This is a genomic window from Prosthecobacter sp. (assembly GCF_044222565.1).
Classification (GTDB): domain Bacteria; phylum Verrucomicrobiota; class Verrucomicrobiia; order Verrucomicrobiales; family Verrucomicrobiaceae; genus Prosthecobacter.
Genome location: NZ_JBGANA010000001.1, coordinates 407,859 through 433,642, shown reverse-complemented (window position 1 = coordinate 433,642; position 25,784 = coordinate 407,859). Strand labels below are relative to the sequence as shown.

The following is a 25,784-nucleotide window of genomic DNA, read 5'->3' as shown; positions in this document are numbered from 1 at the left end:
GGTTTGCAAAAGCTAGCGGGCGCCGCTCAGGTGCTCAAGCCTGCTCTCCGGCTTTTGTTACAAAGTATCTGGATCGCCGCCATGGTCTTCCAGCAGCTTTCCGCAGTACCACAGCATGCGTGGCAGATGGAAGGGACCTTTCCACGTGTTGCCCTTCAGCCGGACCGATGGCGTACCATCACGGTGGAGATAGCCATACCACTCTCCGTGCTCTGTGTCAGGGAAATGCTCAAAACTCCAGTCATGCACCTGCTGGTGCCAGCGCGCGTATTTGGCATCTCCGGTGATGCTCCAAGCGAGCAATGTGGAGATGACGGCCTCATTGTGCGGCCACCAGAATTTCATGTCCTGCCAGTATTCCTGCACCGGCTTGCCCTTCACATCGCGGAAATAGAAGATGCCGCCGTGCTCCGTGTCCCATCCCCGCAGCCACATGCAGTCGAGGATTTCCAGCCCGAGCTTGATGTAGCTCTTCTCACCACGCCAGCGGCCTTCATGCAGGATGAACCAGGCACACTCCAGCGCATGGCCCGGATTCAGCGTGCGCCCGTCGAAGTGGTCAATAAGAGAGCCATCGGGTGATACAACCTCCATCAGCGCACCAAGGTCCGGTTTGAAGAAAAACCGCTGGATCTCCAAGATGAACCGGTCTGCCCATTCCGAGCATGAGTGGCCGGAGATCTTTACGTCGCCCAGGTTCCCCCGCAGCTCTTGCGCCGTGGCGATGCCAATCATCAGCGCGCCGATGCCCATCATCGGCCGCGTGTTCGGCTCGATCTTCGGATGGAGCAGCCCTTTCTCGAACGAATACTTCAAATAGGTGGCGAAGTCACGCTTGGCACGCTCAGCGTAGCTTTCGTCGCCCGTTGCCTTCGCATAGGCGGCATGGGCAATTGCGGCAAAGGCCTCGCTGAAAACATAGCGCCGCATGCGCAGCGGCCTGCCCTCACGGGTGACGGTAAAGAAAAGCTTTCCCTCCGTGGAGTAGCCGTGCTTCTCCAGAAAAGCCAGGCAGGAGCCGGCCGCCTCAATCCAATCGCTGCGTTTTTCCACCATGTTGTAAAGCGTGGCGAAGGTCCATGCGGCGCGGCCTTGAAACCAAATGCTCTTGTCTGTGTCGAGAATCGACCCATCACGATCCAGCGACGTCATGATGCCATCAAACTCACGATCCATGCCATGCCGGATCCAGAACGGCATCACGTCATGCAACAACGTGTCGCGGTAGAGTGCCTGAAGGGTCTGGCGGTAAGAGGGATCAGCAAGAGTGCGGTTCATTTGGCCCACTCTGGCCGCTCGGCCGCAAAGGTCACGCGTTCCTTCGACAAAGGATGCGTGAAGGTGATGCGGAGCGCATGAAGGCAGAGCGGGGGATCTCCCACGGCAAGAGTCTGCGTGTCACCGACCTCGCCGCCGGGCAGGTAGGCGGCATCTCCCGCGATCGGGAAGCCTAGATGCCATAGGTGGATGCGGATTTGATTGGTGCGGCCAGTCAGCGGACGAGCCTCCAGCAGCGCAGTGCCATCGGCATCGCGACGCAGCACGCGGAACTCCGTGCGGGCTTCCTGCCCGTCTGCATCCACGCTGCGGCCGCCGAGTTTTCCGGCCTCGCCGCTCACGGGGGCATCGCAGGCAAATGCATCCTGGGGCGGATGCCCTTTGACGCGGGCGAGATAGATTTTATCAACCTCGCCATGCTCAAACTGCGGCTGTACCAGGCTGGCAAAATGCCGCGTCTTGCACAGCACGGTCACGCCCGTCGTGTTGGCATCCAGGCGGTGCACGCTGCGCGGCTTCAGTGGATGCCAGACGGTGTTGAGGATGAACTGCAGCGTGTTGCGGTTGAACCTGCCACCCACATGCACCGGGAGAGGCGCGGGTTTGTTCAGGACAATGATTGCCTCGTCTTCAAACAGCACGCGGATGTCCGCATTCACATCCGGCTCATGCTGCGCGGGCTTCAGGTGCAGGTAGCGCTCTCCGGCACGCACAATCTGGTGGGCCGGGACGATCTCCCGGTCGTCCGTCACGATTCGTCCTTCTTCACACACGGCGAGCCACTGCTCGCGCGGGATGTGGGGCATCACATGGCAGAGGCACTCGAGAATGGTGGTGTTATCACAGGCCTCGGGTACATTGAGCGGCCGCGTTTGGTCATAGGGCACGCTGCCTGGCAGCGGCGTCACGGCCTTCCGTAGCGCGGCGTGGCGCAGTTCGAGATTTTCGCGCTGCTGCTCCTCGGTCGTCTTGAAACAGTAGGGGCAGGACACATGCGCCACGTAGCGCGGGTCAGCCTGCTCTTCGGCTGTAAGCGGCGTCTGGCAGGCGAAGCACTGGGAGGAAGCCGTCTCATGCAGACCCGGATCGACCCCCACACGTTGGTCAAAAACAAAGCACTCGCCTTCGTAATGTGCGCTGCCGCATTCCTCAAAGTATTTCAAAATGCCTCCTTCGAGCTGCCACACATGCTCAAAGCCCTCGCGCTCCATGAAGGGGGCGGCTTTCTCGCAGCGGATGCCGCCGGTGCAGAAGGACACGACTTCGGCTTTCTTCATTTCAGGGGGCAGCTTGCGAACTGCTTCAGGAAATTCGCGGAAGGAATCGACCCCGGCCACAACCGCGCCTTTGAAAGTGCCCAGCTTCACCTCGTAGTCATTGCGTGTGTCATAGAGAATGACCGGGCGGCCTTCATCCAGCCACTGCTTGAGGACCTTGGGTTCCAATCTTGGTGAAGTGTATTTTGCAGGTTCGATGCCATCCACTCCGAAGGCGATGATCTCTTTTTTGATGCGCACCAGCATGCGGCGGAAAGGTTGCTCCGCGCTTTCGCTGTATTTCGGCTTCAGCCCCTCCAAGCCTGGTATGAGCCTCAATTCATCGACCAGTGCGTCCACGTTTTCCCGTGCTCCCGCCACGAACATGTTGATGCCTTCCGTGCTCAGCAAAATCGTCCCTTTAAGGCCTAGGCTCTTGCAGTGCTCCAGCAGCCGTGCACGCAGCTCCTTCAATCCGGAAAGGTCGGCGAACTGATAGCAGGAAATGTTGGTGATCGTGGCGGTGGGGGCTGACATGGACAGTGGAGAGAGCACATGAACAGGCGGATCGCGAGTGCAAAACAGTGGGTCGGTCGCAGGAATGGAACAGTGGAAAGCAATTGAGATCAAGCTTGCCATTTCCTGCCGTTCCCGCTCCATTCCCGCGCATGAGACCTTTGTTCCTTTTCCTTGTTGCCGCAGCCAGCGTTCAGGCCGCTGACTGGGCGGTGTGGCGCGGCCCGAATCACGACGGCATTTCCACCGAGAAACTGGCGGGGACGGCAGTGAAAAAAGTCTGGGAAAACCAGATTGGCATCGGCTTTTCTTCTTTCACCGTGGCCGCCGGTCGCGTTTACACCACCGGGCATGCGGATGGGAAGGACACGGTCTTCTGCTTCGATGCGGAAACGGGCAAGGAGGTGTGGAAGCACACGTATGCCGCCGATCTCGGAGACAAGTACTACGAAGGCGGAACCTCAGCCACGCCAACGATTGATGACGGCAGGGCTTACCACCTCAGCCGCTGGGGCGATCTGCTCTGCTTTGACGCGGCCACGGGAAAAATCGTCTGGCAGAAAAACATCAAGCAGGAAACTGAGGCGGACATTCCGGACTGGGGCTTTGCGGGTTCGCCGCTGGTCGCGGGCAATCTTTTAATCGTCAACGTAGGCAAGGCCGGCACCGCCGTCGAAAAGGCCACGGGAAAGACCATTTGGACCAGCGACAAGGCCAGCTCCGGCTACTGCACGCCCTACCCCATCACGGTGAATGGAGTATCCCAGGTCGTGCTCAGCTCGGGTCGCGCCTACAAAGGAGTGAAACCCAAGGACGGAACTGTGCTGTGGGAGCATGCTTGGACCACCAGCTACGGCGTGAATGCCGCCGACCCCATCCTCAGCGGCAACCGGCTCTTCATTTCCACCGGCTACAACAAAGGCTGCGCGGTGCTCGACATTTCGTCAAAACCACCGAAGGAAATCTGGCGCAACCGCTTGATGAAAAACCAGTTCAACTCCTGCGTGCTGCTCGAAGGGCACCTCTACGGCAGTGACGGGGATTACGACAAAGCGGCTGTGCTGAAGTGCATCGACTTTGATACGGGGACCGAAAAGTGGAGTGATGCCGGCGTGGGTTTTTGCTCTCTTACGGCCGCTGATGGCAAGCTCATCATCATGACGGCCAAGGGCGAACTCATCATCGCCAAGGCCATTCCGGCCAAGTTTGAGCCCATCTCCCGCACTCCAGTGCTCACGGGCCGCTGCTGGACGGCACCCGTGCTCGCGAATGGTCACATCTATGTACGCAACGCTGCGGGAGCCATGGTGTGCCTGGCTGTCCAGTGAGACGGTCTATTTATTTCCTCAATATAAGCTCACAAATGGTCGATTGGTCACCATGAAGTAATGGCTGGAAGTTCAAACGCGCATGAAAACCAGCACACACTTCTCCGGCCTCATCCCTCTCTGGCTCAAAATAGCCTACACCGCGTTCATGGCGGTTTTGATTCCCGTTTACTGGTACCACTACGGACCGACAAACTTCCTGTATTTCTGCGACATCGCCCTGCTGCTCACGCTGGCGGGGATGTGGCTGGAGAGCCCGCTGCTCATTTCCATGCCGGCGGTTGGTATTTTGCTGCCGCAGGCCCTGTGGTGCTTGGATTACTTAGTGCAGCTGGCCGGTTACACCCTGACGGGGATGACGGCGTACATGTTTGACAGTGCCAAGCCGCTCTTCCTTCGCGGCCTTTCCCTCTTCCACGGCTGGCTGCCTTTTCTGCTCGTGTATCTCGTCTTCAAAGTGGGCTACGATAAACGTGCGCTGAAAGGCTGGACGGCCGCCTCCATGGGGCTGTGCCTTGTGGCGTTCTTCTTCCTGCCTAAGGCCGGTGCAGCCCTCGCGGACCCCAATCTGCCACGCAATGTGAACTATGTCTTTGGCATGAACGATGCAAAACCGCAGACATGGATGAGCCCGGAGCTGTATCTCCTGACATGGATCGCGGTGCTCATCATCGTTGTCTTTGTGCCGACGCATTTCGTCTTGAACAAAGTCTGCCCTTCGCCTGAACAAGCTGCCACCAAACGCGCATGAATGCCTCCTCTCCTCCCGCCCTCGAAACTCAGTGGCAGCGCGGCTTCTGGAGCCTGATGGGCACCCAGTTTCAGGGCGCTTTTTCCGACAACGTGCTCAAATGGCTGGTCATCTATCTTGTGATCGCGCAAAAGATGCCGGAGGATCAGCTGCAGGCATTGGTGTCAGATTCTGGCATGTACTTTGCCATTCCTTTCCTGCTGCTGTCCATGCTGGGTGGGTGGATGGCAGACCGCTTCAGCAAGCGCCAGGTGATGATAGGCGTGAAGACGATGGAGGTCGGCATCATGATCTTCGCCACCTATGCGCTGGCTTCAGGCCGGATGGGGTTGCAACTCGCGAGCATCTGCCTCATGGGGGTGCATAGCGCGTTCTTTGCCGCATCCAAATATGGCTCGCTGCCAGAGCTGGTGCCTCCGGCGAAACTCTCGTGGGCCAATGGTGTCATCGAGATGCTTACATTTCTCGCCGCGATCTTTGGCACACTCGCCGCCGCATGGCTGGCGGAGAGCTTTGCGGGCAAGCCTGCGAGGTCAGGCGGCATCCTTCTCGGACTTGCGATGGTTGGCTGGCTGATGAGCCTCGGCATCACACGCGTGCCTGCGGCGAGTCCTGACAAGCCCCTGCGGCTGAATTTTCTCGGAGACCTATGGCGAGAGTTTAAATGGATGCGCAAGGACAGCGACCTCTGGCGCGCCAATCTCGGCAATACTGGCTTCTTCTTCATCGCAGTTCTCATCCAGATGAACCTGGTGCTCTATGCGGAACAGGTGCTGCACATCAAGCCCATGGAAAACAGCGCACTGCAGGTGGCGCTGGCGGTCGGTATGGCCGCAGGCAGTCTGCTCGCCGGAAAGCTGAGCGGCGATCACGTCGAGTATGGCCTCATTCCGCTCGGCGCCTTTCTCATGGCCGCCATGGGTTTTGCTCTGGGCTGGACGGACATTCCCAAGGCAGCCTTCACCTTGTGCCTCACACTCCTGGGAATTGGTGGCGGAATGTTCATCGTGCCGCTGGCCGCGGTGCTGCAGCATCGTCCGCCGGCAGATCGCAAAGGATCGGTGCAGGGGGCGGCTTCGTGGCTGTCCTGGGTGGGCATCTGCGCAGCCGCCGTATTGCAAAAGGAGCTGAACACACGACTGGGCTGGACGCCGGGAGACATCTTCTGGTTCTGTGGTGGGAGTGCGGTGATCGGCGGCATCTATGTGACCATGTCACGCCCGCTGGCTCTGCCTGCGTTGCTTAAACGATGGTCGCGTGGCATGCTCAACAGCAATCATGGCTGAGATACTTCTGCTTCCATTCGGCAGCGCCGGAGACGTGTTTCCCTTCATCTGGCTGGGACGGCTGCTCATGGCGCGCGGGCATCGTGTGAGAATGATCACGGCATGTTTGTTTGAAGACAATGCACGTAAGGCGGGGCTGGAATTCATCGCGCTGGGAGAGAGGGACGAGTTTGAGTCCATGATCCGCGACCCACGCATCTGGCAGTCTGGCATCGGCACCAAGATCGTCTTTGAGTTCGCCGCCAAATCGGTGGAGCCCTACCTCGCCGCCATCGAGAGCTGCGGCAAAGTCGATCTCATGCTCGCGCCGATGACGGCCTTTGCCGGGAGGCTCGCCCGTGAAAAGCACGGCATTCCGCTGATCACCGTGCATTTGCAGCCCGCCGTTTTCCTCAGCGTGCACGAGACGCCTCTGCTGCTGCCGTCCATGCGTTTTTTTAACCGCCTGCCTGTGTGGCTCAAGAAGCTGTTTTTCTCCCTGCCAAACCCCGCTGATCTTTTCGCCCTGCCGAAAGTGCGCCGCATCTGCCTGGCGAATGGCGTCAAACCTCCGCGCGGCCTTTGGCGGGAGTGGTGGGACTCGCCGGATGGCGTGCTGGCCTTGTTTCCGGAGTGGTTTGCCAGGCCGCAGCCGGACTGGCCGGAGAATCTGCTGCAGTGGACTTTTCCGCTTGAGGATCTGGCCAAGGAACAGGCGCTCAAACCTGAATTGCAAACGTTTCTGGCAGAGGGAAAGGCACCTGTGGTGTTCACCCCTGGCAGCGCCAACGTGCAGGCCGCACGTTTCTTTGCGGTGGCGGCGGAAGCCGTGCAGCGCACTGGCTGCCGAGCGGTTTTTGTCACCCGAGAGCCGGGCCAGGTGCCGCCGAATTTGCCGGCAAGCGTTCTGACCGTTGACTACGCGCCGTTCAGCACGCTGCTGAAACATGCGGCGGTTTTCGTGCATCATGGCGGGGTCGGCACTTTGTCCCAAGGCTTGGCAGCCGGTGTGCCGCAGCTCATCATGGCCATGGCGCATGACCAGCCTGACAATGCGGCTCGTCTGGAGCGACTGGGAGCCGGAGTCGGCCTCAGCGTGCGGGAATTCAAACCCGAACGGGTGACGCGTGAGCTCAAGCGCCTGATGAACTCAAGCCAGATTCGCCAGGCTGCATTGGAGTGCGCAACGAAGCTGCGACAAGGGCCATCTTCAGAAGACGTGATGAAGTGGATCGAATCGCGCCTGAAGTAACGGAATGGATTCCACCTCGCCCAGCTCCCAAGTGCCCGAACGCAGATTTGGCCTGCTGCAGGCGACTGCACTGAACATGTCCAACATGCTCGGTGCCGGGCCATTCATCACGATCCCGGCGCTGATGCTGACGATGGGCGGACCACAGTCGATGCTTGGCTGGGGGGTGGCGTTGGTGCTTGCCCTGGCCGATGGGCTGGTCTGGAGCGAGCTGGGAGCCATGCTTCAGAAATCCGGCGGTTCGTATGTTTATCTGCGGGAAGGCTATGGACGGGAAAAATGGGGTCGATTCATGGGCTTTTTGTTCATCTGGCAGTTCATTCTCAGCGGGCCTTTGGAACTCGCCACAGCCTATGTGGGAGTGGCGCAGTACTTGCAGCCGCTGTGGCCGCAGAGCAGCGAGTTCACCCGGTTGTGCGCTGGTGCTGGCGCAGGCCTGCTTGTGATTTTTTTGTTGTACCGGCGCATTGAATCGATCGGCAAAATATTGATCACCCTGTGGGGCGGTGCGCTGCTGGCCATGGTCGTGGTGATCGTCACAGGAGTTCTGCATTTTGACTCGAAACTGGCCTTCGATTTTCCGCCCGATGCCTGGCATCTAGACGCCTTCAAATGGGGCGCACTTGGGGCTGCAGCTCGCATTGGCATGTATGATTACCTGGGCTACTACGACATCTGTTTCATCGGCGATGAGGTGAGGCAGCCCGGCAAGGTAATCCCACGCGCAGTAATGCTCAGCCTTGTGCTGGTGGCGCTGATCTATTTTGCCGTGAACTTGTCGATCATCGGCGTGGTGCCCTGGCGCGAATTGGTGAGCACGGAAGGGCTGAGCAAACCCGTGGTTACCATGATGATGGCGAAGATTTACGGCACCGACTTTGCGCAGGTCTTCACCGTGCTCGTGCTGTGGACGATGGTGGCCTGCTGCTTTGCCATGCTGCTGGGCTATTCACGCATTCCGTATGCTGCGGCGCGGGACGGCAGCTTCTTCAAACTCTTTGGCCGCCTTCATCCTCGCCTGGGTTTCCCCCATGTGTCCCTGATGGTCATCGGCGTCATTGCCGCGGCGGCCACTTTTGTGAAGCTGGGGACACTGATCGATGCCCTGCTGACCACGCGCATCGTGGTGCAGTTTGGCGGGCAGATTGGAGCGCTGATTTTGCTGCGGCGTGTGCGGCCGGAACTGGAGCGTCCATTTCGCATGTGGCTCTATCCACTGCCGGCGCTGATGGCCCTGATGGGCTGGGCGTATCTGCTTTTCACCACGGACCGAGTACTCGTGATCTATGGAATGGCGGCGCTGCTTCTGGGTGGCGTGGCTTTTCTCGTCTGGAGCTGGAAGATCCGGCGCTGGCCATTTGCGGGGACAAAAGACACTTGATTTGGAGGCGCTGTGCCGATGTATTTCCCGCATGACACGAATCCTCTCCTGCCTGCTGCTTCTCGCCGTCTTCCTTCATGCCGATGAACTGGATCCCAAGGACAACACCATCATCCTCGGCAAACGCGTTGGACTGATCAAGCCCGGCATGACCGCCGCCGACATCGAGCACGCTTACGGGAAGGACAGCCTCAAGCAGCAGAAGATCTCCGGTGCGGAAGGCGAGGAAATCGAAGGAGCCAAGTTGTTCGCTGAGACCGACCGTGAACTAGAGATCGTCTGGGACCCGGACAACGAGAAGAAGAAGGTCGTGTTCGACATTCGCGTGATCGGCAAGGCCTGGAAGTTTGAGAACGGTCTCAAGGCCGGCATGACGGTCGAGGAAGTGGAGAAAATCAACGGCAGGCCCTTCAAGATCGCTGGCTTTGAGTGGGACTACGGCGGTTACGCCAATTTTGACGGGGGCAAACTGGCGGGCAAAGTGAGCATCCGTTTCAATCCCTCCGTCGAAAACATCCCTCCCTACCTCAGCGGCGACAAGCAGCTCTCCTCCAACGACAAACAACTGCGCGCCGCCAAGCCCCTCGTCGAGGAAGGCATCTCGGTATTCATGCGCTAAGAGGATACACCGCCACATCGACTCCTGGCGAGCCAATGATGTGATCTGGTGGGCGCTGCGGATCGGCAAACCCGGCCTGCAGAAGGGGATTTGCATCCCATGCCTCCAGGCTTGCCTTCGCGAGCGGATACGGCGCGTGATTTACCTGCCCGCAGCGGATGCCGCGTGCAGTCCGTGAAAAAAGCAGGTAACGCTCGGCCAGAAAAAAGGCGAGCGTGCCAGCCTCGGCGGCCTGCACTTCAGCGTCGATGCAATAACGAAAGTGCGATGCACTGGACTCACCCCGTCGCTGGCAGCGGTAGTCGATGAATCCATCATCCTCTGCTGCACTCATGCGTGCATTCTGATAGGGCAGATGGAAGAACGTGCGTGCCGTCCACACCGCGAGCGGTTGATTGCAGTCGAGCGAGTAGAACCACACACACACCAGGCCGCCCTTCCTCATCATGCACATACGTGCGTACGTTGAGTTCCAGGAAGTCACTGATGCCCCGCACAGCAGGCAGAAACCGCGGACGAATTCCCCGCATGTAAAAGGGCACGATGGCCAGCCAGGCATCGCCTTCAAACGTGTCCACATACAAGCCTGGAGGCAGCGTGCGCTGAATTACATCCGCATTCCAGCGCCAGTGCAGGAAGAGCAGGCTGGCCCAGGACTGGTACATCACATGCGCACGCTTCGGACGCTCGCGGAAGGCGAGGCGGGATTCTAGTGTGGGCGCTTGCATGAGGTGGGCAGACATACTGCATACGCGCGTGGCGTCAGGGAGAAACGATTTCGACAAAATGACTGCCCGAATTCCCACCCGCCTGAAATTTGTCACACCGACGCTGCTGCTGCTGGCTCTTACGGGGCTTTCATCCTGCGCCATGAAAAAACCACCTCTTCGAACCGTGCCCTTCGTGGATCTCAAACGCTATATGGGAGACTGGTACGTCATCTCCCACCTCCCCAACTCATTGGAGAAGGGCAAGGTTGGAACCATTGACCGCTACCAGCTGCGCCCTGATGGCAGGATCGACAACGCTTTCCTCTTCCACAAAGGCAGCCTGGACGCCCCCCTCCAGCAATGGAAGGCGCTGGCCTGGGTGTACAATATGCAGACAAATGCAGAGTGGCGCGTGCAGTTCATCTGGCCCCTTCGCTCACCCTATCTTGTGATCGATCTCGACAAGAACTACCATTGGAGCGTTGTGGGCCACCCCAAGAGGAAGCTCGGCTGGGTGCTGAGCAAGAGTCCCACGATGGATGAGCACACCTACCAGGGCATCCTGGATCGCCTATTCAAGCAAGGGTATGACGTCAGCAAATTTGAGAAAGTGGCACAGAAGAAATAAAAAGCCCCCGGCGATGACTCGCCGAGGGCCGTGAGAAACAGGATCGATCCGGATTACGCAAACAGCTTCGTCACTGGCTTGGCCTTCACGAGTTCACGCGGCTGATTGAGGTGATTGTAAACAATCGTCTCGGGATCAATGCCGACGGCGTGGTAGATGGTGGCGAGGAGCTCGGTGGGATGCACGGCGTCTTCGGCGGGAGCGGAGCCGGTTGCATCGGATTTGCCATGGACGTAACCGCGTTTGATGCCGGCACCACCCACGACAGCAGTGTAGCAGTAAGGCCAGTGGTCACGGCCGTCGGCGCTGTTGCCGTTGCCGCTGGTGGACACGCCCTTCTCAGGGCTGCGTCCGAATTCGCCGAGGGCGACGACAATGGTTTCATCGAGAAGGCCGCTGGAATCGAGGTCTTCAAACAGTGCGCTGAGACCCTGGTCCAGCATGGGGCCGGACTTTGTCTTCATGCGGTCCGTGAGGCCCACGTGGTGGTCCCAGGAGTGGTTGTCGGAATTGGCCACCTTGGGCCAGATGACTTCGACCACGCGCGTTCCAGCTTCCAGAAGGCGGCGTGCCAGCAGGCAGCTCTGGCCAAAGGTGTTGCGGCCGTATCGGTCACGAAGCTTGGCAGGCTCGCGGTCCAGGGCAAAGGCATCGCGCGCACGGCCGCTGGAAATCAGGTTCAGTGCCTGGCTGTAGTAGCTGTCCAGGCTCATGTCCTTCACTGCAGCTTCGATCTGCGGCATCTGGTCATTGATGGCATCGCGCAGCTTGGCGCGGCGCTCCAGACGCACGCTGAAGAGGTCCGGGCGGAGCTGGAGGTCGTCAATCTTGATGCGGTCCATCTTGCCCATGTCGAGGTCATCGCCATCGGGGAAGAGGGTGTAGGGATCGTAGGCCTTGCCGAGGAATCCTGCACCGCCGCCTTTGCCGACGACGTTGGACTCCTGCAGCGGGCGCGGAAGCTGCACGAAGGGGAGCATGGGCTCCTGCAGCGGCTTCAGGCGCACGATGTTGCTGCCGAAGTTCGGGAAGTCCTTGGCGTTCGGCGGCTCGAGCTGGCCGGAGGGGCTGACCTTGTCCGTGGTGTAGCCGGTCATGATCTGGTAGATGGCCGCCGTGTGGTTGAAGAGACCATTCGGCGTATAGCTCATTGAATTGATCATGGTGAACTTGTCGTTCACCTTCGCGAGTCCGGGCAGGATCTCGGTGAAGTGCTTGCCAGGAACTTTGGTGGGGATGGTCTTGAAGGCACTGCGCACCTTGTCAGGCACGTTTTCCTTAGGGTCCCAAAGGTCTAGGTGCGAAGGGCCGCCCTGGAGATAGATCATAAGCACGTGCTTGGCCTTGCCCCAGCCGGCGCGGCCTGCGTTCGGAGAATTCGCCGCCATGGCTTGGCCACGAAGCACGTTGTTGAGGGTGAGGCCCATCATGGAACCTCCGCCCACGCGCAAAATGTCACGGCGCGAGAAGCCGAGGTTTTTGTCGCAAAGGTCTTTGCCGGGAACGCCAGGGATGCGGAACATGGTGTGCTAGGGGTGGAGATGGAAGGTCAATATCGGGGGCATGTACGACAAGGAAGAGCTGATCTTGCCATTTTAGGGGTAGATCGTCGAGTCTGGGCAGGAAAGTCCATGCTCAGGGCGAGGATCATGCTGTATCCCTCTTTTTACGGCGGAAGGGGTGCCAGAGCTGCCCCAGGTAGTTTTTGGAGATCGGCTCATGAATGCCAAAGGCCTCCGGCTCGTGATCAGGACAGCGGTAAGTGCCAAAGAGGATGTCCATGAGCGGTGAGATGTTGGCGTAGTTCCCCGCATCCCGCGCCTTGTCATGGTGCCAGTGGTGCAACGCTGGCGCCCCGAGAATCATACCCAGCGGACCGATCGGCAGCCGCACATTGGAGTGGATGAAGACCGCCCACAGCCCCCGAAACGCCAGAAAGCCCGCCAGCGTTTCCAGCGGAAAGCCAAGCACAAAGCCCGGCAGATTGATGATGCCCACCGTGTAGATCGTATCCAGCGGATGCTCCCTGTGCGCCGCCAGCCAGTCCAGATGCTCCGCGCTGTGATGGATCGAATGAAACCGCCACAGAATCGGCACCGCATGCTGCAGCCGGTGCGCCCAATAGATGAGGAAATCGCTCAGCACCACCATCTCCACGGCCTGCACCCACCACGACTGCGCCGCCACCGCCGCCCGAAAATTCGCTGGCACGATGCTATCCAGCCAGTCGCTAAAATGCCCCAGCGCCCAAAACACCAGCCCGCTCCAAAGCAGATACTGCCCCAGCAAAAAACACAAATCCGTCCAAAACGCCGGTCGCAAAAACTTCTGCCCCTCCCGTGCCGGAAACAGCTTTTCCAGCGGACGAAACAGCACCACCAAAAACAGCAGACTCAGGCTGGAGGAAAGGATGATGGCAGGAACTTGCTCAGGCAGAGAGACGTTCATGGCTTTGGCGGTGGAGTGGCATTCTCATCCGATATAACATTTGTGGCAGCATCAGATGGGTTGGACGGCGACAAGGTGAGAGTGGGGATGCCTGGAATCCCGAGTGCGGAAAGTACTTCAATGGTTGCAGGATTTCTCTTCGCATCGTTGATGGCGTTTTGAACTTCGTGAGTGGAGAAAAGGTTGGGAGGTGCTTTCGAACCTGAAAACATCACACGCTCAAAGGGCACAATGCTATATTTGTATTGTGAGTGGGTCACCGCTTGATATTTGGAATGTGAATCCACCACCGTGCGATGTCTGGATTGTGAATTGAGCACATAGACGATCAGCAGCGTTAGTGATGACATCAGCACCGCGAAGCGAATAAATGGGGAGGAAGTTTTCATGATCGCATCAAATCCCCAGAACGGTTCCAGGAGGCTTTCCAACGCAGCGTGTCTTTTTCGGACATGCTTTCTGAGGTAAATGACATGGAATGCAGAGCCGCCGGTGCGGGCAGGTTCTTCAGCCAGAAGAACTCCCAGCGGGGCTTTGCGTCAAAGCGGCGGTGTCTAATACAATGGCAGGCCGGGATGGGATCTTTAGGGCGACAGTCGATGTCAGTAATTAAGCCATCCGTTGTCACCAGTACACAGAAAGCCGGATCGAGAACCGCCATTTGGTTGGTGAGATCCATCAGGTAGGAATAGGGATTCACACGTTCTTGGAACGGTCGAAGTTCCTCATCAGTCAGCCATTCGATATTATACGTGTGCTTCTCATAGATCGAAGAGTGCATCGTGAAGAGTAACTGCGGTAAGGGGGCGGCCTGGCGTTCGATCTCGTTCCCCCCCTCGTCCAGCCACTGTCTGAAACTGCTGCTGTCCGCACGATGATCGGTCCCCCAGTCGGCTAAACGCACCACACTCCCCGCCACTACCAGCGCGAGAAAGAGCACCTTCATGCCGTCGGGACGTCTCATGGCTTTTCCGCTGGAGCAGCCGCAGGATTGGCCGAGCTGTACTTCGTCTTCAGCATCTCATTCGCTTTTGAAGTGGAGAAAACAGGGCTGGTAAGCGACTTGGAACTGGGAAACACAAATTCCTCCTTCGTTTCTCGCGCCTCCGTCCGGCCTTTGGATTGAGCATAGATCACATAGCCGGCCAGCAGCGCCAGAGAAGTCACCAGACCTCCAATTTGGATGAGTTTAGATCGTGTTTTCATGCGCGAAGGAAACATCGAGCAATTTCATTCACGGCTTGGCAGGAGGCTGTTGCTGCTTGCCGGTCTTCAAAGCATTTCCAACCACCGTTGTCCCACCCGTAAACGACTTGCTGCCGGACATGATCAATGCGCCGCTCTTGGAGCCAGGCATCATGGACGGATTGGCCTGCTTGTGCGCGAACCACGCACAGCCAAGCAGCAGTCCCAACGAAGAACAAACAACAGCACAACGCAGGACAAGACGAGCACGCGGCAATTTCATGCCACAAATGGTACTGTGAGCGCGGGGACAATGTCGAGAACATTTCTCACAGGGCTTTGCGCCACCCACCTTACTGCGGATCAGGATTCGGCACGGGGATTTCGTCCCCCGATCGGAAGTTATAACGTCTCAGGGAGATGTGAGCGACTCCTGAAAGGTCCTCTGCCAAAGATGGCGTCGAGACATGACTGTCATTGTGGGTGGCCCCCGTCTGGCTGCTCCCAGGAATGGCAGCCGCAGATGAATGGGAAGCACCTGCGACAAGCCACGCATCCTGGCGAGTGGACGACGCCGCAACACCATTGGGCGCCACGCTGCCACCACTCATCGCTTGCTGGTGCTGTTGTTGCTGAGTTCCAATTGCTCGCATCGTGCTGCCTGAATGCTGGCTGAGCGACTGCTGCCGCTTTTGCAGTACGGCCTGTGTTGCCTTGGTGCTTTCCACAGCCGCCACCTGCCTCAAGTAGTCCGTGCCGAAATAAACTTCCGCAGTCTCCACTCCCAGCGACACCTTGGCCCGCATGTCATTGCGTCTTCCAGACCCCACGTGCACTTGCTCCAGCTTGAGTCCATTCACCGCGGTCTGACTCCTCCTCAAACGAATCCTCTCATTCGTTTTCACATTGGCCAGCACCACGGTCGGGTCCGCCAGATTTCCATACACCGAAGCGATGACCAGGTTCTCGGCAAACGAGGCATTGGGCACCTCGGCCGGAGTGGTCTTGACCGTGAAGGGATTGCTACGCCACCCTCTTTCATAACGCGACACCGGATGCGGCTTCGGTGGCGCAAATACAGCAGGCTCTCCGGCCATCACGCCGCGCGCAATCCATGTCAGTGCAAGGATCACGTGACAGGTTCGCAATTGAAGTGTGCTGATTGGCTCGCGCATGTTTCGAGAGGCATCTTTTCACGCGCATCCGTATGCAAAGACAATCTTCATCGCAACATTTTCGACCCGCGTGCTTGAGCAACGAAATTGTTCCGGGAACAATTTCGTTCCGCTTGATGCGTTGATGCAAAAACGCTGAGTGCTCCAATCGGCGGCGATGAACCTCCGCCCGCTCACATGGCTGATTCCACTCACTGCATTTGCAGCGGTGGCGATCTTGCTGCTGATCAACACCAACACTTCCGCCAAGTCAGAAGATCAGCGTGAAGACGCGCCCGCAGCTCCTGTGGCACAAGCGGCAGCCGCCTTTTCAGAAGAGGATCGCAGGAGCTACGCGCCTCTCTCGTTCGATGAAATGTTCGTGACTCCCGCTGGCCCGAAGGGCTTGGAATACACCACCAAGATCAAAGCCATGGATGGCAAAAAGATTTGCATCACCGGCTTCATGGTGAGGCATGCTGACATCGATACCAGCGCCTTTCTTTTCTGCGCCATACCACGTGTCTATAATGAGCGTGAAGAAGGTTTGGCGGACAGCATTCCTCCGCACATGGTCTATGTCATCCAGCCCGTGCGTGGGCAGGAGGCGCCCGCCTGGCGGCGGGAAAAGATGACTCTTTATGGCACGCTCGAGCTGGGGTCCCACCAGGAGCTGAGCGGTCGCATCTCCCATCTTCGTCTTCGTTGTGAAGCCATCACGGATGCTCACACCAGTGCCTTGCTGGAGGTCAGAAAGCCCGTCGCCTTTCAGTTGGGCCGGGCCGTGCCGCTCCCAGGCGATGTGGGTGCGCTGCCGCGCTCAGACGTCCCCGCCCCTTTCTTCAACCCCAGAAGAAACCGAGACAATAACATCACCTCTGACATTCCATGAAACTCAAACAAACCACGCAGTTCATCGCTGCGCTGAGCGGCCTTTGCGCCCTCGGCAGCGCCTTCGCGGCGCCCACCGTCACACGCCTGACTCCGCCCAGCGCGCTGTTCAGCTACAATGACTCCACGCCTCCCTACATCTCCCGATTCCTCCCGGCTCAGCGGTTTGATCTGCAGGCCACCATTACGGCAGATGCAGGCAAAACGATCACAGGCGTCGTGTTCAAGGTCAACGGCGTCACCGTCGTTCCCGCCGCAGGTGCCTCCGCCCTCACCAGCATCGGCTCCAATCAGTTCAGCGCCGTGGTCCGTGCTTATTCGAACACCACCCCCGGTGTGAAAACACTGACCGTGGAAGCCACACAGAGCGACTCCCTTCAGGCCACAGCCACGGGCAACTTCGAGATCGCCAACATCGTCCTGAACGCTGGCCGCAAAGCCAAGAACATCATTTGGATCATTGGCGACGGCACAGGCATCGCCCACCGCACCGCTGCACGTATCGTCTCCAAAGGCGCTGCACTTGGCAAGGCGGTCGATCCTCTGGCCATCGACACGCTTCCTGTCACCGGCATCGTCACCACGCACTCGCTGAACTCCATCGTCACGGACTCCGCCCCTGGTGCTCATTGCTACTCCACGGGCAACAAGGCCAACAACGGCCAGGAAGGCGTCTTCCCGGATGACACCACCGACAAGTGGGACAATCCCCGCGTCGAGCACATGGGCAACTACCTCGCCCGCACGCAGGACAAGTGGCTCGGCATCGTCACCACCGCAGACGTGGAAGACGCCACACCTGCCGCCTTCGCCGTCTCCACTCAGGACCGCGGTGCTGGTACCGGCATCTGCGACATGTACCTTGATGAGGCTGCTGCCAATCACAACCTTCACGTCCTCATGGGCGGTGGTCGCAAATGGTTCCTTCCTTCCACTACGGGCGGCTCCGCACGTGTCAACAGCACCACCGCTTCCGGCGCTGACTACGTCGTCCCGACAGACATCCAGACTGGCTGGAGTGTGCCTGCCGGTGCTGTGGATCCCAACCGCGACCTGATCGCTGATTTCCAAACCGCTGGCTTTTACTATGCGCCGAATCTCGCAGGTCTCAACGCCATGACCGGCAGCGAAACCAAGCTGCTCGGCCTTTTCAACTCCGGCCATATGGACGTCTCTCTCGACAAGATCGCCTACCGCCGCACCAGCACTGCCGCTGCCGGCAGCCTGATCAGCACCTTCCCGGATCAACCCATGCTTGAAGAGATGACCGACAAGGCCCTCAGCGTGCTCAGCAAGAACGCCAATGGTTTCGTCATGATGATCGAAGCTGCCTCAGTGGACAAGCAGGCTCACAACATGGACACCGAGCGCTGGGTGCACGATGCCATCGAGCTTGACCGCGCCGTGGCCCGTTGCATCGCCTTCCAGGCTTCCAATCCAGACACGCTCATTATCGTCACCGCCGACCACGAATGCGCCGGCATCAACATCATCGGCGGCAGCCTCGTCACCAACAGCTCCCTCGTCACTCGTGCAGCCTCCGGTGGTGGCGCAGCGCAGCTCCGCGCTCCGGTCGTCGGCACCTACGACAACGCGAAGTTCCCTGCCTACACCAATGCCGCTGATGGTTACCCCACCACGATGGATGTGGACTACCGCATGCTGATTGGGTATGCCGGCAACTCCGACCGCTATGAAGACTGGCTGACCAATCCGACCTACAATCAGGATCCCATCGCCCGCGACACCGCCGGCAATTTCCTCGTCACCGGTCAGCAGCCTGGCACCGGCGTGCAAAGCGCCGTGCACACCGCCTCCGACATCCCTCTCTCCGCGGGTGGCCGTGGCTCCGCAGCCTTCACCGGCGTCTTCGACAACACCGACGCCTTCTTCAAGGCCATGCAGGCCGCCATCGGCGGTGCGAAGTAAAACTCCCTTCGTCTGTTTCTTATGAAGCGATTTCTTCCTCTCTTCGCGCTGGCCGCCATGTGCGCCAGCACGCAGGCGGCCACGGTGCTGAACTACTCGTTCACCTCCGATGCCACGCCTGCTGTCTCAGGCAGTCCACTCACGGGCACTGTGTCGGCCGCTTACGCCTACATCGAAACCGTCGATTCCAACGGCGATCCGCTGCCAGCTCCAAGCTATCGCCCCGACACCACCGCGCCAGCCATCACCGTGGGCCTTCCCTCGGCACGTGGTTACGGTGCGCCAATTGCGGGCAATGCGCTTGACGTCGTGGACCAGTCCGTCTTGTTCAGCTTCAGCACACCGCAGGACATCTCAGCCTTCGGTGTGACGCTGGACAACAGCACCCTTGGCACCCCCTTCGGCACGGCCATCGAGTTCTACAATGCCCTGGATGCACTGCTCTACAGCATAAATGTGAACCAGACGACATCCGGATTCTCAGTCAACCAGTCCGCCCTGGCGCTCTCCGGAGTCAGCAAGGTCGTACTGCCCGCCGGTGCGTTTTATGACAATCTCAGCATGACGACGGTAGCGGCGGTGCCCGAGCCCTCCCGCATTCTGCTGCTGGGTCTCGGCACATGCGTCGCGGTGTTCCGCCGCCGTCGTATGTAAACAGTGTGTTGTTGGCCCGGATGACCCGGTGGGGAGATTTCTTCCTGCCGGGTCATCTTTTCTTTTTTGCTCAGACCAATTTTTCTCCCTCCGGCCGATGAAAAAACGACGCTCCACTTCTTTCGCACCACAACGACGTCCCGGCTTCTCATGGTTGAACTGGGCCTCGATAGGTTGTCTTATGCTCATGTTCACCCTGTGGTTCACCGGCAGGCCCGCGCTGCAATGGTGGCGCTCTCGGCAGGCCGGAAGGTTCCTGACTTCGGCCCGTGCCGAAATGGACAAAAAAGAGTGGGTCGGGGCCGCACGATGGATACGAGAAGCCTTTCAAATCGCCCCTAAAGATCCCGCCGTGCTGCGTGCCATCGCAGACTTCCAGATCCGCACGAATGCTCATCCTTCGGATGTTGTTCAAACCCTCCAGCGCCTCTCCAGCACTCAAGATGCGGCCCCCGCGGACATCGCCAAGCTCGCACGTGCGCAAATTGATCTTGGCTCCCACGATGCTGCCCGCAAAACACTCGCCCTTCTGCCCGAATCCCTGACCGCCGAGACAGAAGCCTACATTTTAAAAATGGAGAAACGTGACAGCGAGGCGGACGCCCGACTCAGAACGGCGCTGACCGCCGGAACTGGTGAAGAAAAAAACACCCTCAAACTGGCCGTCCTCGACCTCAAGCAACCTCAGCCCGAAATCAATCAGCGTGGCCGCAACAGCCTTTGGAAAATGGCTCGGGAAGACGGCGCAAATACCGCGGATGCCATCAGCATCCTCGCCGCAGATCCTTCCCTGAGCGCACAGGAATCAGACCGCCTCCTGGAGATTGTGCACGCCTCGCGCCAGGCCGCCTGCAGAGAGCTTCGCTATCCAGTGCTCACAGCGCTTCTACGCCTGCGGTCGGATCAACGTGACGCCCTCTTGGATCGTGAAACACAAGCCGTCGCCAGCGCGGATCAGGCTCAAAGAATCGCCTTCGCACACTGGCTCTCCGCGCTCAATGAGCACAGGCGTCTGCTTGCCTTTCTGCCCCCCGATTTGAAATGGAAAGACATGCCCGCAGACATGGCCCGGCTCAAACTCGAGGCGCTGGCCCAGGCGGAGCAGTGGAGCGCTCTGCGCACGGCCTTCGACCGCGACCGCGACCTGGAAAAAGTGCTGGGCGCAGTTTCATTCAATCTCTGGCAGGCACGCGTTGCCTCCGCAATGGCAGAGGGCGCTGCCCTCGTGCAGCAGCATCTGAATCTTGCCTTCGATGCCACGGCTCGCGGGCAGGACACGGCGGCTGCGGTTCAAGTGGCCGAAACGGCGGAAAAGCTCGGTGTCCTGAATCTGGCCACCGCCTTCTATCAGGCCACGGCCGCCCTAGCATCTTCGCCTCAGGGCCGCATCACGCTCCTTGAGAGGGCCTATGCGTTGCACCTTGCTGCTCGCGACACCTATGCGTTGCTCCAGGTGGCGGTGGAGATAGCCAAACTCACTCCCGGCAATCAGGCCAACTCGTTCCGCGCCGACTATCTGGCGCTGCTCGTAGGTGAATCGATCGAACTGGTGGCCTCCAGAATGAACGAGACACAGGAATCGTCCGACACCGAATACGCCGCCCGGCTTCTCCTGCTCAAAGCCATGGCCGCCCACCGTCTGCATGCTCCCATTCAGGAAACTGGCATGCTCAAAAAACTGCAAATTCTGCCGTGGCCGCCAGGACATCGTGCCGTCCTTGCCGCCATGCTCACCACCAGCGGCGACGAATCCGCGGGATTTCAGCTCGCCGAAAAAATCCCCATGGCATTGCTCCTCCCCGAAGAAAAAAAATTCCTCGCTATGGCCAGGTAGAGGTCAATCCTCAAACATAAACTCATTGCTCATCAGCAGCACTTGCGCGAGCTGGCTGAGGGCGCTCTGGGGCTTCGCGCGGCCGATGGGCCAGCGGCTGGCGTCGCAGAAGTCGGTTTTGGAATTGGTGAGGACTTCGCCGGTGTCGGCGCGGCTGATGGTTGGCTGCCAGTCGAAGCTGTCGCTGTCGGTGCCGCCTTCGTTGTGAATGATGAAGCAGAGGGTGTCTCCGCGTTTCACCTCAGCAGTGAGCTTGACGGGGACTTTCTTGTTCTGTGGGTTGCAGAGCTGCTCGGCCAGAATGCCGCTGCGCTCATTGTACACCCAGGCGCGGACGCCGTCGCCACGATCGCTGCTGCGGCTCAAAACGCTGTCGATGTCGATTTTCATGTCCATCGGCACATGCCAGCGGGCGGTGACGACGTATTCACTTGGCGCGGCATGGCCGCCGTAGTTGGCCCAGAAGACGTGGCCCCATTTTGGATCTGGAATCTTGGCTGCTGGGCTCCAGATTTTTTGGCCGCCACCGCCGCGATCCGTCAGCTGCGTGAAGGCCAGGAAATCGGTGAAGCTCGGCTTGCCCTCAGGTGTGCGGGTGAACTTCATGGTGCCGTAGCTCCAGCGGAAGGTCTTTTCAGCATTGAGTTCGGTGGCATCGGCAGCGAAGCGCTGGGCCAGCTCCACTTCATCTGGCTTGGGCTCGCGAGCCAGAATGCGGTGATACATTGCGCGGATGGCTTCGGAATCAAGCGTGGTGCCAGCCAGCGGAGTTTCTTTCGCGATGGCATCCGCACGGGCGCGCATGAAGGGGCTGTTCATCAGGAAGAGCGCCTGCTGTGGCACGGTGGTGTTGAAGCGCTGCGGGCTGTGGCTGTCCGGATTGGCAAAGTCAAACATGGCAGGCACGCTGGCCTGATCGTAACGGTCCACCTTGAGGTAAACGGTGCGCAGGGTGTCGGCGTCCTTGGCATTGAGCTCCGTGGCGCGTCCTCCGTGGCGGTGGGTGTCGAGTTCACCGGTGACCGCTAGGATCGAGTCACGCATGGTCTCATAATCCAGGCGCTGGCGGTTGAATCGGCTCAGCAGGTCGTTCTCAGCATCCTTCGTGAGCTTCTCCGGCGTGGCGTGGCTGCTTTGCTGAAAAGTGCGGGAGGTGAGAATGAGCGTGTGCAGCTTTTTAAGGCTCCAGCCGTTTTCCATGAACGTGGCGGCCAGGTAGTCCAGCAGGTCCGCCTGCGCGGGCTTCGGAGTCTGCACTCCGAAGTCGCTGGTCTGGGAGACGAGCGGCTTGCCAAAATGCTGGAGCCACACGCGGTTTACGATCACGCGCGCCGTGAGGGGGTTGTCCTTGCTGGCGATGTGTCTCGCCAGTTCCAGGCGGCCGCTTCCATCGTTGAACTTTTCGCCGCCAAACATGGTGAGCCAGGCGCGCGGGGCGGGATCGCCCTGGCGTGCGGGATTGCCGCGAATGAAGACGCGCACGTCCTGTGGCTTGGGTTTGTCCACCATTACCATGGCACGCGGCGGAGCGCCGGGGTGGGTGCTGTCCAGCTTGGTACGCTCGTTGTTGAAGCGGACCACCGTTTCGCTGTCTTTGCGGGTGAAGAACACATTCGCGCCCTCCACCGGCACGGACATGGGGGAGAGCTTGTCCTGCATGAGCTGGCGCACCGGCTCCACCTTGCTGTCGAGAATGATGCGCGCGTAGGTCATGGACACATCCTTCATCGACTTGGGCGGCGTCTGGGAAAACGCGGCGGCGATTTCTGGCGTGCATCCGCTCTCCGGTTTTGCGAGTTCCTGCACGATTGCGGGCGCCTTGGCTGCAAACTCCGCCTGGGGTAGCTTGGCAAAGCGGCTCCACGCGACCATCGTCGCATGCGGCTTGGCGGTGAGGGCGTAGCGCTTCAGGAAGTCGCGCCATTGATTGGCCACGCGGTCACGCAGCTTCATCTGTCCGGCTTTGCCCTTGAATTCGGTGCTGTCCTTGATGTCAGCAGACTCCTGGGCAAACGCGAGGTACTCGGCCAGACGCTCCGGCTTGCGGAATTCGTCGTAGACGGTCTGTTTGAAATCGAGCTCTTTCTTTGCGATCTCCGCCACCTTCGCGTCATAGTCCTTTGCGTCGGTTTCATTCGCCGCCTTGCCGATGACGGGCATCACGGTGTCATCCGGCTCGTCGCTGCTGTTCAGGATGCTGTACATCGCATAGTAGTCGCGGCTGGGGATGGGGTCGAACTTGTGATCGTGGCAGCGCGCGCAGGCGACCGTCAGCCCGAGCAGGCCACGACCGATGACATCAATGCGATCATCCGCGATGAGCAGGCGGTCATTGATGAAACGCTCTCCCACATTGTAAAAGCCCAGCGCCGCGAGGTCGGGCGAATTGGGCGTGGCGGCGGTGATCCGGTCCGCTGCAAGCTGGAGGCTCACGAATTGATCGTAGGGCATGTCATTGTTCAGAGCCTTGACGATCCAGTCACGATAGGTGTAGGCAAAGGGATAGAAATTGCTGCGTCCGGCCACCTGGTAGCCATTCGTGTCTGCATAGCGCACCACATCCAGCCACATGCGTGCCCAGCGCTCGCCATACGCAGGCTGGCCCAGCAACTGTGCCACGAGTGCCTGCGGTTCAGTCTTTTTCTGCAGCGCCTCAAACCTCGGCGGAAGACCGGTGAGGGTGAGGTAAATACGGCGCGTCACCGTGGCGGCATCCGCAGGCGCGGCGAAATCGAGCCCGGCGGCCTTGAGCTTGGCGCCGACAAAAGCATCGATGGGATTGCCGGTGAAGCCGGCGGGCAGCGCGGGTTTTTGCACCGGCTTGAAGGCCCAATGCTGCATGGGATCGGCCTTCGGATGCTCCGCCACGGCTGCCTCTGCTGGCCAGGGAAGTCCCATGCTGATCCATTTCTCGAGCGCCGCGATCTGCGGTGCAGCCAGCTTGCCTCCCTTTTTCGGCATGGCCTCGACGCCGGCGGCATGATTGATGGCCTTGATCAGCTTGCTGGCGCTGGGATTGCCGGGCTCGACGACTTTCCCATACTCACTGCCGCGCACGATGGCCTCCCGGGAGTCGAGCCTCAATCCGTTCTGATGCTTGTGCGCACCATGGCATTCGTAGCAGCGCTCTGCGAGCACTGGCCGGACGTTTTTCTCGAAAAACTCGATCTGATCGGGGGGGAAGGTCTCAGCGGCTGACGCGAGAGAACTGGCGACGGCAAAGCCGCCCAAAACGAGAGAGGGAAACTGGAAGCGCAGGGTCATGTGGGGGTTCGACAGGGTGATCCTACATCACTTCCCGCCAAAATCCATACGCGCAGCACGCGTGCCACCTTGCAGGGCGTAAAAGGCGGATTTTGCCAGGTTTCAGGCCTCGTTTGCCTTGAGCATCCGCAGCATGTTGCCGCCGATGACCTGCCGGACGGTCTCGTCGCTGTGGCCGCGCATGATCATTCCAAGGGTAAAGAGCGGCCAGTTGGACCAGGCCACGCTCTGCTCCGCCTCGATGGTCGTCACATAGTTATCCTTCGGCCAGAGATGCTCCCACCTGTCGGCGCTGCCGCCCGGGGCTTTGAGGAGCTTGGCGCGCTCCTCTTTGTCAAAGCGGGAGGTGTAGGCCACGTCACAACCGATTGCGGCATGCCTGGCTCCGAACTTTTTGATGAGGTGGTCAAGGTGGTCCATCATCGCCGTGATGTCTCCCTTGCCCCCAAGGAAGCGCGGAATGCAGCAGATGCCCACCAGGCCGTCCGTGTCGCAGATGGCCTTGACGGTGTCATCTGGTTTGCCGCGGAAGTGTTCGTAAACGCCGCAGCAGGTCGTGTGGCTGGCCACCATGGGGCGTGCGCTGGCCTTCGCTGCGTCGTAGGCCGTCTTCCAGCCACTGTGTGCCACGTCCACGATGACGCCAACCTTGTTCATCTCCGCAACGGCGGCGTGGCCAAAATCACTCAGGCCGCCGTCGTGGGGTTCGCCCGCGCCATCTCCCAAGGGGTTTCTACGGTTGTAGGTCAGGTGCATCATGCGGGCGCCGAGTTCATGGAAGATGCGCACAAAGCGCAGTTCATCGCGCACGCTCTCCCAGTCCTGCATGAGGGGTACACCGTTGGTCGTGAAGCAGATGCCGACGTTTCCGGCCTTCTTTAACGCGACGATTTCATCCGCCGTGACCACTTTTGAAAGCGCTGGTTTCAGCAGGTCGGTGGCTTTGGTGAAATGGGCGAAGCGTTTGATCAGCCGCATGGGATCGCTGCCTTCTTCTCCTGTGTTTTGGAAAATGCAGGTCACGCCGGCAGCGTGGAAGGCATCCAGAAATTCCTTGCGCTCGCGTTCATTCGTCGCGTTGCGGTTCATGGACATGGACTCGCGCAGGTCGGTGATTTCCGCAGCACCGGCACCGGCTTTGATGGCCTCGTTCATGGCCTCGGCATCGATGGCGCAGCGGGGGGCGAAGCCGTAGCTTTCAAACACCACCGAACCGAAATGCAGCTCCCATGCGTGCTCGATCTGAGCTTGTGTCGGTTTCAGCAACCCGAGAGCTATTTCACGCGGCTTGTCGATGGCTGGATTCCCGGTGATCCAGGATTTTTTCGACTCCTGGGAGCGAACATGGATGTGGAAACCGCCCGCGCATGCTGCGATGGGCAGCGCCTGGAGCAGCCGGCGGCGTGTGAAGGAAGCGTTCATGAGAGGGAACAAACGCACC

At 59.4% G+C, this 25,784-nt stretch carries 24 protein-coding genes; 11 read left to right on the top strand and 13 right to left on the bottom strand.

Translation table 11 applies throughout. The features are described 5' to 3' along the window. Positions 1 to 57 precede the first annotated feature (57 nt). Positions 58 to 1,278 (bottom strand): AGE family epimerase/isomerase, encoded by a 1,221-nt coding sequence (locus tag ACILSR_RS01690; protein WP_395747985.1) that lies wholly within the window; start codon positions 1,276 to 1,278, stop codon positions 58 to 60. After that, positions 1,275 to 3,071 carry a sulfurtransferase gene (locus ACILSR_RS01685; protein WP_395747984.1) on the bottom strand — a complete coding sequence of 599 codons (1,797 nt, stop codon included), beginning with the start codon at positions 3,069 to 3,071 and terminating at the stop codon, positions 1,275 to 1,277. The genes ACILSR_RS01690 and ACILSR_RS01685 overlap by 4 nt, the downstream gene beginning before the upstream one ends. Positions 3,072 to 3,202: 131 nt before the next feature. Here ACILSR_RS01685 and ACILSR_RS01680 point away from each other — a divergent pair, with 131 nt between their 5' ends. From ACILSR_RS01680 to ACILSR_RS01655, 6 genes are all read left to right on the top strand, one after another. After that, entirely contained in the window at positions 3,203 to 4,378 is a 1,176-nt protein-coding gene (locus tag ACILSR_RS01680) for a PQQ-binding-like beta-propeller repeat protein (protein WP_395747983.1), read from the top strand. 82 nt (positions 4,379 to 4,460) lie between these two features. Next, positions 4,461 to 5,129 (top strand): hypothetical protein, encoded by a 669-nt coding sequence (locus ACILSR_RS01675; RefSeq protein WP_395747982.1) that lies wholly within the window; start codon positions 4,461 to 4,463, stop codon positions 5,127 to 5,129. Continuing rightward, positions 5,126 to 6,415, top strand: coding sequence for an MFS transporter (locus tag ACILSR_RS01670; protein ID WP_395747981.1), 1,290 nt, complete (start codon positions 5,126 to 5,128; stop codon positions 6,413 to 6,415). Before ACILSR_RS01675 ends, ACILSR_RS01670 begins: the two co-directional genes overlap by 4 nt. Then, a complete protein-coding gene (locus ACILSR_RS01665; RefSeq protein ID WP_395747980.1) occupies positions 6,408 to 7,646 on the top strand; it encodes a glycosyltransferase in 1,239 nt (412 codons plus the stop codon). The genes ACILSR_RS01670 and ACILSR_RS01665 overlap by 8 nt, the downstream gene beginning before the upstream one ends. Positions 7,647 to 7,650: 4 nt before the next feature. After that, positions 7,651 to 9,027, top strand: a complete 1,377-nt coding sequence (locus ACILSR_RS01660; RefSeq protein ID WP_395747979.1) for an APC family permease — start codon at positions 7,651 to 7,653, stop codon at positions 9,025 to 9,027. Positions 9,028 to 9,058: 31 nt separating this feature from the next. Next, the gene (locus tag ACILSR_RS01655) at positions 9,059 to 9,646 is read left to right on the top strand and encodes a hypothetical protein (protein ID WP_395747978.1); all 588 of its coding nucleotides are present in this window, start codon (positions 9,059 to 9,061) and stop codon (positions 9,644 to 9,646) included. On the opposite strand, the gene ACILSR_RS01650 is transcribed toward ACILSR_RS01655, so the two are convergent. Both ACILSR_RS01650 and ACILSR_RS01645 read right to left on the bottom strand, forming a co-directional pair. Next, on the bottom strand, positions 9,636 to 10,067 hold the full coding sequence (locus ACILSR_RS01650; RefSeq protein ID WP_395747977.1) for a DUF2071 domain-containing protein: 432 nt from the start codon (positions 10,065 to 10,067) through the stop codon (positions 9,636 to 9,638). The two genes, ACILSR_RS01655 and ACILSR_RS01650, sit on opposite strands and share 11 nt — an antisense overlap. Then, positions 9,961 to 10,374 (bottom strand): DUF2071 domain-containing protein, encoded by a 414-nt coding sequence (locus tag ACILSR_RS01645; RefSeq protein ID WP_395747976.1) that lies wholly within the window; start codon positions 10,372 to 10,374, stop codon positions 9,961 to 9,963. The genes ACILSR_RS01650 and ACILSR_RS01645 overlap by 107 nt, the downstream gene beginning before the upstream one ends. A 58-nt stretch (positions 10,375 to 10,432) precedes the next feature. Between ACILSR_RS01645 and ACILSR_RS01640 the strand changes: the two genes are divergently transcribed. After that, positions 10,433 to 10,984: a lipocalin family protein gene (locus ACILSR_RS01640; RefSeq protein ID WP_395747975.1), complete on the top strand. Its 552-nt coding sequence runs from the start codon at positions 10,433 to 10,435 to the stop codon at positions 10,982 to 10,984. A gap of 53 nt (positions 10,985 to 11,037) precedes the next feature. Here the strand turns inward: ACILSR_RS01640 and ACILSR_RS01635 are convergent, their stop codons facing one another. From ACILSR_RS01635 to ACILSR_RS01605, 7 genes are all read right to left on the bottom strand, one after another. Beyond that, complete coding sequence (locus ACILSR_RS01635; RefSeq protein WP_395747974.1) at positions 11,038 to 12,507, bottom strand: DUF1501 domain-containing protein; 1,470 nt, start codon at positions 12,505 to 12,507, stop codon at positions 11,038 to 11,040. A gap of 124 nt (positions 12,508 to 12,631) precedes the next feature. Next, positions 12,632 to 13,432, bottom strand: a complete 801-nt coding sequence (locus ACILSR_RS01630) for a sterol desaturase family protein (protein ID WP_395747973.1) — start codon at positions 13,430 to 13,432, stop codon at positions 12,632 to 12,634. Continuing rightward, on the bottom strand, positions 13,429 to 13,821 hold the full coding sequence (locus tag ACILSR_RS01625; RefSeq protein ID WP_395747972.1) for a hypothetical protein: 393 nt from the start codon (positions 13,819 to 13,821) through the stop codon (positions 13,429 to 13,431). Before ACILSR_RS01625 ends, ACILSR_RS01630 begins: the two co-directional genes overlap by 4 nt. After that, the gene (locus ACILSR_RS01620; protein ID WP_395747971.1) at positions 13,818 to 14,378 is read right to left on the bottom strand and encodes a hypothetical protein; all 561 of its coding nucleotides are present in this window, start codon (positions 14,376 to 14,378) and stop codon (positions 13,818 to 13,820) included. The genes ACILSR_RS01625 and ACILSR_RS01620 overlap by 4 nt, the downstream gene beginning before the upstream one ends. Positions 14,379 to 14,392: 14 nt before the next feature. Beyond that, on the bottom strand, positions 14,393 to 14,638 hold the full coding sequence (locus ACILSR_RS01615; protein WP_395747970.1) for a hypothetical protein: 246 nt from the start codon (positions 14,636 to 14,638) through the stop codon (positions 14,393 to 14,395). 28 nt (positions 14,639 to 14,666) lie between these two features. After that, positions 14,667 to 14,900 (bottom strand): hypothetical protein, encoded by a 234-nt coding sequence (locus ACILSR_RS01610; RefSeq protein WP_395747969.1) that lies wholly within the window; start codon positions 14,898 to 14,900, stop codon positions 14,667 to 14,669. 70 nt (positions 14,901 to 14,970) lie between these two features. Next, positions 14,971 to 15,792, bottom strand: a complete 822-nt coding sequence (locus ACILSR_RS01605; RefSeq protein WP_395747968.1) for a hypothetical protein — start codon at positions 15,790 to 15,792, stop codon at positions 14,971 to 14,973. A 157-nt stretch (positions 15,793 to 15,949) separates the two neighbouring features. On the opposite strand from ACILSR_RS01605, the gene ACILSR_RS01600 reads away from it, so the two are divergent. The 4 genes from ACILSR_RS01600 (at position 15,950) to ACILSR_RS01585 (ending at position 21,079) form a co-directional block, all read left to right on the top strand. Continuing rightward, positions 15,950 to 16,663, top strand: coding sequence for a hypothetical protein (locus ACILSR_RS01600; protein ID WP_395747967.1), 714 nt, complete (start codon positions 15,950 to 15,952; stop codon positions 16,661 to 16,663). Continuing rightward, on the top strand, positions 16,660 to 18,591 hold the full coding sequence (locus ACILSR_RS01595; RefSeq protein ID WP_395747966.1) for an alkaline phosphatase: 1,932 nt from the start codon (positions 16,660 to 16,662) through the stop codon (positions 18,589 to 18,591). The genes ACILSR_RS01600 and ACILSR_RS01595 overlap by 4 nt, the downstream gene beginning before the upstream one ends. 21 nt (positions 18,592 to 18,612) lie before the next feature. Beyond that, positions 18,613 to 19,245 carry a PEP-CTERM sorting domain-containing protein gene (locus ACILSR_RS01590; protein ID WP_395747965.1) on the top strand — a complete coding sequence of 211 codons (633 nt, stop codon included), beginning with the start codon at positions 18,613 to 18,615 and terminating at the stop codon, positions 19,243 to 19,245. 187 nt (positions 19,246 to 19,432) lie between these two features. Next, positions 19,433 to 21,079 (top strand): tetratricopeptide repeat protein, encoded by a 1,647-nt coding sequence (locus tag ACILSR_RS01585; protein ID WP_395747964.1) that lies wholly within the window; start codon positions 19,433 to 19,435, stop codon positions 21,077 to 21,079. A 3-nt stretch (positions 21,080 to 21,082) separates the two neighbouring features. Here the strand turns inward: ACILSR_RS01585 and ACILSR_RS01580 are convergent, their stop codons facing one another. Both ACILSR_RS01580 and ACILSR_RS01575 read right to left on the bottom strand, forming a co-directional pair. Next, positions 21,083 to 24,343, bottom strand: coding sequence for a PSD1 and planctomycete cytochrome C domain-containing protein (locus ACILSR_RS01580; protein ID WP_395747963.1), 3,261 nt, complete (start codon positions 24,341 to 24,343; stop codon positions 21,083 to 21,085). Positions 24,344 to 24,445: 102 nt separating this feature from the next. Next, positions 24,446 to 25,765, bottom strand: coding sequence for a dipeptidase (locus tag ACILSR_RS01575; protein ID WP_395747962.1), 1,320 nt, complete (start codon positions 25,763 to 25,765; stop codon positions 24,446 to 24,448). Positions 25,766 to 25,784 lie beyond the last annotated feature (19 nt).